Here is a 1,939-nt window from a genome sequence, read left to right on the forward strand (position 1 = left end):
TTGAAGATCCAGGTGTCGACGAAGCCGGTTTGCTGCGGCTTGCGCTTCAGCTCGCTCATTACGCCCATCAGCGGGCTCCAGTTGAGGATCTCCTGCTGGCCGCGATCTTCGACTTCCTTGCCCGTGAGCTGGGTCCAGGGCTCGTACTCGCCGCTGACCATGGCGTCATACATTTTCCGGTCAGATTCGGTGTCGGGATGCAGGTACCAGTTCTTCTTGGTCAGGAAGGCGTGCGACCAGCCGGACGATGAGATCACCGCCACCCGATCGTTGCCTTCGGAGACGATCCGCGCGATCGCGCGGCCAAGCTCGAACAGGCGGTTCGGCGTGGGCGCCGGCGGATCGAAGTCGTCGTCGGTCATGACCTTGTCGAAACGGGGCAGGCCGCCACGTTGCGCGATCACCGCGCGGCCATAGCAATTGATGGCCACCGGGATCACGGGATAGGGGAAGCCCTTGTCGCGCCCATAGTCCAGGTAGAGGAACGCGTTGTAGAAGGCGTGTCCCAGCGGGTGGTGCAGGGGCTTGTAGGAATAGGCGACGTCGAAGCCGTCCTCGATCAGGGCGCTCGTCAGCTGCTTGGCCTTCTTGGCCGCACCCTTGATCTTGATCTTGCGTTCCGGATCCTCGCCCCAGACGTTGTTGGCCGGCGGCGAGAACTCGAATTCCTCGTGCGCGCTGATCGCGTAGGGCGGGATGATGTCTTCGCGGAAGTTCTCGTACTGGTCGTCGCCGAACATGATCACGTAGTCCGGATTGAAGTCGTCCAGCGCCTTGCGGGTCTTGTTCATCCAGCCCACCAGGTCGGCGCGATGGCGCGCGGCGGCGGAGGTGCCTTCGTCGTTGCCCCATTCGCGCTGCATGCCTTCGGGCCAGCCGTCGGGCGTGCGGTACTTCTCGGGCAGTTCCGGGTTCTTCAGCATCATCTTGAGGATGCCGGCCATGCGGTCATCGTGTCCGCTCAGCGGCGGATAATGGGAAATCCCTAGCGCAAGTATCTCAGCCATTTCAGTGTCCTTCCAAATGCATTTCCAGCGCCGAACTCGTCATCTGTAGGGAGTCGGCGCAGGCGCCTGCAGCCTCGCGCCGATACCTACTGTGTAGCCCGGCGCCCGCAACGTTCTCGGTCGCGCGAAGCATTCGCCGGAGGGCTCCCTGACGTCAAGTCGCCGTCGGCGTATTCCCGCAGCGCTCCGCATGCGCCCACGCGGCCGGAAAGGCTGCGGGTTCGCCGCCTCCGGCAGGGAACCGCAGCATCCCCGACGGCGTTGGAGCCGCGGGGGCGCAAAGCTGAAGCTTCCCTAGCTCAAGCTCTATTGGCGCTAAGTTGATCGCGAGCCTCAACCGCGTGCTTGGGGAGGCGATGTAAGGGGGCGCTGATGGCTTTGGTGAAGAAATCGACCCTGGCCGGTCGCGGGCGTGTGGTGATCGACGCGCCAGTCGAAGCGGCGTCGCTCGAGGCGACGCCCGTCGCGGCCGTCCGCCCCAAGGGCGTCGCGGTGAAACGGCAGACAGCGAGCGGTCGCATGGCCGCCGCCACCCAGGAACTCGCCGCCGGCGTCGCGCAGTCCGCCGCCGCGGCGGAAGAGCTCCGCCGTTCGCTGGAGCAGATCGCGGGCGCCGCGGAGGAGGCCGCCGGCGCGTCCCATGAGTCGCTCGGCGCGGTATCCACCCTGACGGCCGCCTTCGCCCAGGCCCGTGAGCGCGCCGAGGAGGCCCGCCGGCGCACCGGGGGGCTGCTGGCGACACTCACCGAGACCGCCGCGCAGATCGAGGCGTCGGTGGCGGCCATCGAGCGCAACGCCGATCGCCAACTCAAGGCGGTCGAGGTCGTCGCCAGGCTGGAGGCCCGCGCCGCCGACATCGGCGCCATCACCGCCACGGTGGCCGATGTCGCCGATCAAACCAACTTGCTGGCCCTGAACGCCGCCATCGAGGC

Annotated in this window: 1 protein-coding gene and 1 pseudogene; one reads left to right on the forward strand and one right to left on the reverse strand. The window is 66.6% G+C overall.

The window, feature by feature from the left end; translation table 11 throughout:
* Nucleotides 1-1,007, reverse strand: a 1,007-nt coding sequence (locus tag Q8M88_RS12145) for a hypothetical protein (RefSeq protein ID WP_305597419.1), incomplete at its 3' end; no start/stop codon positions are given.
* Between the two features lie 372 nt (nt 1,008-1,379).
* Here Q8M88_RS12145 and Q8M88_RS12150 point away from each other — a divergent pair.
* A pseudogene (locus Q8M88_RS12150) lies at nt 1,380-1,939 on the forward strand (methyl-accepting chemotaxis protein); the annotation flags it as partial.

This window comes from Phenylobacterium sp. (genome assembly GCF_030693805.1).
Classification (GTDB): domain Bacteria; phylum Pseudomonadota; class Alphaproteobacteria; order Caulobacterales; family Caulobacteraceae; genus Phenylobacterium.